Origin of the sequence: Pigmentiphaga sp., assembly GCF_019689535.1 — a bacterium.
Lineage (GTDB): Bacteria > Pseudomonadota > Gammaproteobacteria > Burkholderiales > Burkholderiaceae_B > Pigmentiphaga.
Genome location: NZ_JADGHH010000012.1, coordinates 24,066 through 30,600 on the forward strand (window position 1 = coordinate 24,066; position 6,535 = coordinate 30,600).

The window sequence follows — 6,535 nt, forward strand, 5'->3', positions numbered from 1 at the left end:
CGCAGTATGTCAGCATCGCCGCCCGATTCTTCCGCGTCTTCTTCCTCCCACATCGATCCCGACGGCCTGGTTGCGGCCGTGCGACGATGGGGGCGGGAACTGGGTTTTTCCGCAGTGGGAATCGCCGATCTGGATCTGGCCGAGGCGGCCGACCGGCTCACGGCCTGGGTAGGCGAGGGCATGCATGGCGAGATGGATTATATGGAGCGCCATCTGCCGCTGCGGCGCGATCCGTCGCAATTGGTGCCCAATGCGCGGTCGGCCATCATGGTGCGCATGGATTACGCCCCACTGGACGGACCGGCGCTTGCCGCCAGCCAGCGGAAGGCGCTGGCCGATGGCGCCACCGGCGTGGTGGCGACCTATGCGCTGGGCCGCGACTACCACAAGGTGTTGCGGCAACGCCTCCAGCGCCTGGCAGACCGCATCGCCGGGCATATCGGCCCATTCGGCTATCGCGTTTTTACCGATTCTGCTCCCGTCATGGAGGTCGAGCTGGCGCGCAAGGCCGGGATCGGGTGGCGGGGCAAGCACACCTTGTTGCTTTCGCGCGACGGGAGCTGGTTCTTCCTGGGTGAAATCCTGACCGACCTGCCGTTGCCGGCCGACCAGCTGCAAACGCCGCATTGCGGGCAGTGCCGGCGCTGCATCGATGCCTGTCCTACCGGCGCGATTGTCGCGCCGTATGTACTGGACGCCCGGCGCTGCATTTCCTATCTCACCATCGAATTGCGGGGAAGCATTCCGGAGGCGCTCAGGCCGGCCATCGGTACCCGCGTGTACGGTTGCGACGACTGCCAGATGGCTTGCCCTTGGAACAAGTACGCCCGCGCATCCGCGGTTCCCGATTTCGCGCCGCGCCACGGGCTAGAAGCCGCGCAGCTGGTGGCGCTGTTCGCCTGGACCGAAAAGGATTTCGATGCCCGCACCCAGGGAAGCGCCATCCGTCGCATCGGTTATGAACGCTGGCTGCGGAACGTGGCGGTTGCGCTGGGCAATGCCCGGCCGAGCGCGGAAGTGCGGGCAGCCCTGCTCTCCCGCGCCGATCATCCGAGCGAATTGGTACGTGAGCACGTGCGCTGGGCGCTGGCTCGGCAGGAAGCGGCGGCCGGCTGACCGGCTGGGGAAAACCAGCAGGGAGACATAAACAGCGCGTCGGAGCGGTTTGCTATTCTGTGGAGCAAGGCTCTTGATCCAGCCCCCCTGGTCCACGAGACCAGGATGCATCCGCCGCCTGGCGGATGAGGGCGGGCGAAGGCGCGACCTCGTCCCTCGCCCCAGGGCCGTAGTGAAGGATGACAACCAACTCCAAAGAGGAGCACGCATGAAAGCAAGAAGAATTGCCGCCTCACTGGCGGGAATGGCAGCCGCAGTCACCACATTCATTGCGGTACCTGGCGTGGCTTTCGCGCAGTCCTATCCGAACCGGCCCGTGCGCGTCATCGTGCCGTTCGCCCCTGGCGGCTCGACCGACATCATCGCCCGGCTGGTCGGCGAACGCATGGGCAAGGAGCTCGGCCAGCCCTTCGTCATCGAAAACCGGGGTGGAGGCGGCGGGTCGATCGGCGCCACGGAAGCAGCGCGGGCGGCACCGGACGGCTACACCCTGAGCATCGCCACGGTTTCCACCATGGCCATCAACCCGGCCTGCAATGCCAAGCTGGGCTACGATCCGCTCAAAGACTTCCAGCCGGTCACCAATTTCGCCCACACCGCGAACGTGCTGGCCGTCAACCCCAAGGTTCCGGCCAACGATTTCAAGTCTTTCCTCGAGCTAGCCAAGAAGGAGCCCGGCAAATTCTCGTTCGCCACCTCAGGCACTTGCAGCATCAACCACTTCCTCGGCGAGCTCTTCCAACTGGGAACGGGCGCCAAGATTGTCCACATTCCCTATCGCGGATCGGGCCCCGCCATCGCCGACGTGGTAGGCGGCCAGGTGCAGATGCTGTTCGACAACCTGCCTTCGTCCATGCCCAACATCCAGGCAGGCCGGCTGCGCGCCCTGGCCGTGGCATGGAAGGAACGGGTCGACGGCCTGCCTGACGTGCCGACGTTCAAGGAGCTGGGGCTGCCCCTGATGAACGATCCGGCCTGGTATGGGTTGCTCGCCCCGGCTGGCACGCCGAAAGAGATCGTCGACAAGCTGCGCGCCGCTGCCGTGAAAGTGCTGGCCGATCCACAAGTCAAGGATACCCTGGCCAAGCAGGGCGCCGCCCCGGTGGGCAACACGCCCGAGGAGTTCCGCGCGGAGATCGAGAAAGAACTCAACAAAGCGCGCGAAGTCGTGAAGAAACAGAACATCCGGCTGGAATAAGGCCTCACGGGGCGAGGGGGCCGTCGTGGCGGCTGCCCCTCCCGCGCGATACTGCATGGCCGCGTGCGGTTGCCGCCTGCGGCTTTTTTCTTTCCGTCGAACCGGAAGCCGTGTCCTGCGGGCCTACCGGTCCAGGCCCCGGGCCATGGCGGCGGCCAGGAGGGGCAGGGCGAGCCAGCCGAGCGCCTGCAGCTGGATGGCGATACGCACCTTCGCGACCTCGGGTTCGCCCGGCTGAAAGCCTTCCGTCCTGCCAGCCTGCTTGCGCCAGCGCAGATAGTGGAGGGTGGGAAGCACGGAAACTGCGCCCACCGCCGCGAATAGCCCCATCTTGGCCCAGAAGAGTGGACTGGCCAGGTAGAAATCCGGCCCTTTGGCGCCCCACACGACCCGCGCGATGCCGATGACCAGCAGCAGCCCGGCCAGGCCGCCGTACCAGGCGTCGGTGCGGCCGAGCATCGCCAGGGGCAGGCCGGGACGGGAGGGGGCCAGCAGCGCCCACTGCATGGCCAGTGCCGCCGCCATGCCGAGAAAACAGAGATGGTGTAGCCACGCGAGCACGGAATCGATAGTCATGGTGTTGACACTGTCTAGATTGAGTAGATCCACGATACCATTAATGTTTACAGTGTCAAGTCGTTCTCCAATTTGACGCCGTAAAAATTTGTTTGCGAAGATGGGTCATGGCAGTCGATTCCTCTCAGCACGGTCGCGGGCGTGCCTCCTCTTCCCGTACCCGCACATATCACCACGGCGATCTCCGACAGGCCTTGCTGGATGCGGCGCAATCCTTGCTCGAGGAGCGCGGCCTCGAAGGGTTTACCCTGCGTGAGTGCGCGCGGCGAGCCGGCGTCTCCCATGCCGCGCCGGCCCATCATTTCGGCGACGCATCCGGGCTGCTCACGGCGTTCGCCACCGCCGGATTCCGTCGGTTGTCTGCGCTCATGCAGGCCTATCGCGATGCCGCGCCGCCCGGCGCCCAATCGCAATTGCGGGCGGTGGGCCGGGCCTATATCGACTTCGCCATTGCCCACCGCGCCCAGTTCCAGTTGATGTTCCGCCACGATCGCCTATCGCCTGGGGACTCCGAACTCGGAGAAGCCGGGCGCGAGGCGGCCGGGCACTTGGCTGGTGCACTCTCGGCCGCGTTGGCCGAGCGGGGCGTGCGCGCGGAGGGTGCCGACTTCGAGCGCCGCCTGGTGCTGGCTTGGTCCGCGGTGCATGGCTTTGCTACCTTGTTGCTGGAAGGCCGGTTGGACGGGGCGCGCCGGGAGCGGTCGGCCGCCGCCTACGCGTCGACCGAAGGTGATGAAGTCCTTGCGATATTGGAAGTGGCACTCCTCGCGCCAGCGGGCGGCGGCGCCACGGCTCGGCGCGGAGGCAGGGCATGAGCGCCGCGCGCGACAAGCCCAAGGGCCGGCAAGGGGTGGTGCGGCCCGGGGATGATCCCGGCATTGCTGCCTTCATCGAGGCGATGTGGCTGGAGGATGGGCTGTCCGACAATACCCTGCGCGCCTACCGGCAAGACCTGATGGCCTTCGACGCATGGCTCAGGGAAACGCGCGGCTCGGCGCTCGATCGCGCCCTGGGCCATGACATCGAGGCCTGGTTCGCGGCGGTTCATCCTCATAGCAAGGCCACCACCGCCAATCGAAGGCTGGCGACTTTACGGCGTTATTTCCAATGGGCGCTGCGGGAACACCGCGTCGAGGCCGATCCGTGCCTGACCCTGCGCGCCGCCAAGCAGCCGCCGCGCTTGCCGAAAACCTTGTCCGAGGCCCAGGTGGAAGCCCTGCTGGCTGCGCCGGACGTAAACACCGAGTTGGGGCTGCGCGACCGCGCCATGCTGGAGACCCTGTATGCCACGGGGCTGCGCGTGTCCGAGCTGGTTGCGCTCAAGTCGCTCGACGTGGGGCTCAACGATGGAGTGGTGCGCGTCGTCATGGGCAAGGGCGGCAAAGACCGCCTGGTGCCCCTGGGGGCCGAGGCGGCGCACTGGATCGAGCGCTACTTGGGGCAGGCGCGGCCGGCGCTACTGGCCGGGCGCAGCAGCGATGCGCTCTTCGTCACGGCGAGGGCAGAGCCCATGACGCGCCAGAGCTTCTGGCTCATCGTCAAGAAGTACGCCGTCCGCGCAGGCATACGCGCGGCCTTGTCGCCGCACGTGCTGCGCCACGCCTTCGCCACACATCTGCTCAACCATGGCGCGGACCTGCGCGTGGTGCAAATGCTGCTGGGCCACGCAGATATCTCGACCACTCAGATCTACACGCACATCGCGCGCGAGCGGCTTAAACTCTTGCACGCCCGCCACCATCCTCGCGGTTAGCGCCCTATTCACCGTGCCGGCGAGGCCGGCTGACCCAATGAGTAAATCCAAGCACGTTTCCGAGACGCCCGCCACCCAGTTCCTGCGCAAGCATGGCGTTGCGTTCACCGAACACCCTTACGAATACGTAGAGCACGGCGGCACGGCCGAATCCGCGCGCCAATTGGGTGTGGACGAACATGCCGTGATCAAGACCCTGATCATGGAGGACGAAGACGCCAAGCCGCTGGTGATCCTCATGCACGGCGACAGGGAAGTGTCCACCAAGAACCTGGCCCGGCAAATCGGCGTCAAGAAAGTGGCGCCGTGCAAGCCCGAGGTCGCCCAGCGCCATTCCGGCTACCTGGTCGGTGGGACCTCGCCGTTCGGTACCCGCAAGTCCATGCCGGTGTATGTCGAGGCCACCGTGCTCGAATTACCGCGCATCCTCATCAATGGCGGGCGGCGCGGCTATCTCGTGGGCATCGATCCGCGCGAGCTGGTGCGCTTGCTGGATGCCGTCCCCGTCTCGGCGGCGCTGTGATGCGGTCGCGGGAGGACGGGCCCGGCTAGGTGCGAGCGTCCGCACTGCAACGGGACAGCGCGAGGGCCAACCGGTAGAATCGCCGCCTGTCATGCTTTTGTCACTGCATCGGGGCCGTCCCGGCCCGAGGATCCGTTTCCCATGATCACCATCGCCGCCGTCGCAATTGCCTACTTGATTGGGTCCGTATCGTTCGCGGTCATCATCAGCCGCGTCATGGGGTTGGCCGATCCGCGCACCTATGGTTCCAAGAATCCCGGGGCCACCAACGTCCTGCGTTCGGGCAACAAGGCTGCCGCGGCACTTACGCTCGCCGGGGATGCGTTCAAGGGCTGGCTCGCAGTGTGGCTGGCGCAGGCCTATGCGCCGCGCCTGGGCATCGGGGAAACGACGATCGCCCTCGTGGTGCTGGCGGTGTTCATCGGCCACCTGTACCCGGTGTTCTTCCGCTTCCAGGGTGGCAAGGGCGTGGCAACCGCCCTGGGCGTGCTGATTGGCATCGAGCCCTGGCTGGGCGCCGCGACCTTCGCAACCTGGCTGATCGTCGCCTTCTTCTTCCGCTATTCCTCGCTTGCCGCCATCGTGGCCGCCGTCTTCGCGCCCATTTATTACGTGTTCGGCCATGGGGTCGCGTGGACGGCCGACGCCCGCATCGGCACGGCCATCGGCGTGATGGCGCTGTTGCTGATCTACCGCCACCAAAAGAACATTGCCAACCTGCTGGCAGGCAAAGAGCGGCGCATAGGCGAGAAAAAGTCGGTTTGATCGAGTGCTGGCGCGCCTTCCGCGTGCCACGGCTCGTTCCGTTGGGGGCACTGGCCCCGTTCCCGCGCCCTGAGTCCGGGGCTCCCCGATGCGGGCGACCTCGCTCAGCCCGAGCCGAGATCCCAGCGCGGCTGGACCGTGAACCCGCTGTGGCGCGCGTTCGGGTCGGCCAGGCCGGCCTGTAGGCGCAGCGCGGCGGCAAACGCGATCATGGCGCCATTGTCGGTGCACAACTCCAGCGGTGGGAAAAATGCCTGGGCCTTCAGCCGTTCCAGCCGTGCCGCGAGCCGCTGGCGTAGTAGCTTGTTGGCGCCGACCCCGCCTGCGATCACGAGTCGTTTCAGCCCGGTCGCCTCAAGCGCCTTGACCGATTTCGCCACCAGCACGGAGACGATGGCGTCTTGCGTGGCCGCGGCCAAGTCGGCCCGTGCCTGGGCGTCGTCCGGGTCCAGGGTTTTCATGCGCGTCAGCACAGCCGTCTTGAGTCCGCTGAAGCTGAAATCGAGGTCGGGGCCGTGCAGCTTGGGGCGGGGCAGGTCGAATCGCTCAGGGTTTCCGGATTCAGCCAGCTTGGAGAGCGCCGGGCCGCCGGGGTACCCGAGGC

The 6,535-nt window shown here is 66.4% G+C and carries 7 protein-coding genes and 1 pseudogene; 6 read left to right on the top strand and 2 right to left on the bottom strand.

The window, feature by feature from the left end; translation table 11 throughout:
* Nucleotides 1-6 precede the first annotated feature (6 nt).
* Together queG and IRZ12_RS02120 are read left to right on the top strand one after the other, a co-directional pair.
* Complete coding sequence (queG, locus tag IRZ12_RS02115; RefSeq protein WP_296463603.1) at nucleotides 7-1,116, top strand: tRNA epoxyqueuosine(34) reductase QueG; 1,110 nt, start codon at nucleotides 7-9, stop codon at nucleotides 1,114-1,116.
* Nucleotides 1,117-1,360: 244 nt separating this feature from the next.
* Nucleotides 1,361-2,314 carry a tripartite tricarboxylate transporter substrate binding protein BugE gene (locus IRZ12_RS02120; RefSeq protein WP_296463621.1) on the top strand — a complete coding sequence of 318 codons (954 nt, stop codon included), beginning with the start codon at nucleotides 1,361-1,363 and terminating at the stop codon, nucleotides 2,312-2,314.
* A gap of 123 nt (nucleotides 2,315-2,437) precedes the next feature.
* On the opposite strand, the gene IRZ12_RS02125 is transcribed toward IRZ12_RS02120, so the two are convergent.
* Entirely contained in the window at nucleotides 2,438-2,890 is a 453-nt protein-coding gene (locus IRZ12_RS02125) for a DUF2214 family protein (protein WP_296463605.1), read from the bottom strand.
* Nucleotides 2,891-2,997: 107 nt separating this feature from the next.
* On the opposite strand from IRZ12_RS02125, the gene IRZ12_RS02130 reads away from it, so the two are divergent.
* The 4 genes from IRZ12_RS02130 to plsY all read left to right on the top strand — a co-directional run bounded on the left by IRZ12_RS02130 (nucleotide 2,998) and on the right by plsY (nucleotide 5,931).
* Nucleotides 2,998-3,705 carry a TetR/AcrR family transcriptional regulator gene (locus tag IRZ12_RS02130; RefSeq protein ID WP_296463607.1) on the top strand — a complete coding sequence of 236 codons (708 nt, stop codon included), beginning with the start codon at nucleotides 2,998-3,000 and terminating at the stop codon, nucleotides 3,703-3,705.
* Nucleotides 3,702-4,643, top strand: a complete 942-nt coding sequence (gene xerD, locus IRZ12_RS02135; protein WP_296463609.1) for a site-specific tyrosine recombinase XerD — start codon at nucleotides 3,702-3,704, stop codon at nucleotides 4,641-4,643. Before IRZ12_RS02130 ends, xerD begins: the two co-directional genes overlap by 4 nt.
* Nucleotides 4,644-4,680: 37 nt before the next feature.
* Nucleotides 4,681-5,166: a Cys-tRNA(Pro) deacylase gene (gene ybaK / locus IRZ12_RS02140; protein WP_296463611.1), complete on the top strand. Its 486-nt coding sequence runs from the start codon at nucleotides 4,681-4,683 to the stop codon at nucleotides 5,164-5,166.
* A gap of 141 nt (nucleotides 5,167-5,307) precedes the next feature.
* Nucleotides 5,308-5,931 carry a glycerol-3-phosphate 1-O-acyltransferase PlsY gene (gene plsY, locus IRZ12_RS02145; protein ID WP_296463613.1) on the top strand — a complete coding sequence of 208 codons (624 nt, stop codon included), beginning with the start codon at nucleotides 5,308-5,310 and terminating at the stop codon, nucleotides 5,929-5,931.
* A gap of 104 nt (nucleotides 5,932-6,035) precedes the next feature.
* Here plsY and IRZ12_RS02150 read toward each other — a convergent pair.
* A pseudogene (locus IRZ12_RS02150) lies at nucleotides 6,036-6,535 on the bottom strand (tRNA (adenosine(37)-N6)-threonylcarbamoyltransferase complex transferase subunit TsaD); the annotation flags it as partial.

What these genes read in the sequence shown, in the direction of transcription:
- plsY (WP_296463613.1), top strand. Translation starts at nt 5,308, where the DNA reads ATGATCACCATCGCCGCCGTCGCAATTGCCTACTTGATTGGGTCCGTA.
- IRZ12_RS02130 (WP_296463607.1), top strand. Translation starts at nt 2,998, where the DNA reads ATGGCAGTCGATTCCTCTCAGCACGGTCGCGGGCGTGCCTCCTCTTCC.
- ybaK (WP_296463611.1), top strand. Translation starts at nt 4,681, where the DNA reads ATGAGTAAATCCAAGCACGTTTCCGAGACGCCCGCCACCCAGTTCCTG.
- IRZ12_RS02125 (WP_296463605.1), bottom strand. Translation starts at nt 2,890, where the DNA reads ATGACTATCGATTCCGTGCTCGCGTGGCTACACCATCTCTGTTTTCTC.
- IRZ12_RS02120 (WP_296463621.1), top strand. Translation starts at nt 1,361, where the DNA reads ATGGCAGCCGCAGTCACCACATTCATTGCGGTACCTGGCGTGGCTTTC.
- xerD (WP_296463609.1), top strand. Translation starts at nt 3,702, where the DNA reads ATGAGCGCCGCGCGCGACAAGCCCAAGGGCCGGCAAGGGGTGGTGCGG.
- queG (WP_296463603.1), top strand. Translation starts at nt 7, where the DNA reads ATGTCAGCATCGCCGCCCGATTCTTCCGCGTCTTCTTCCTCCCACATC.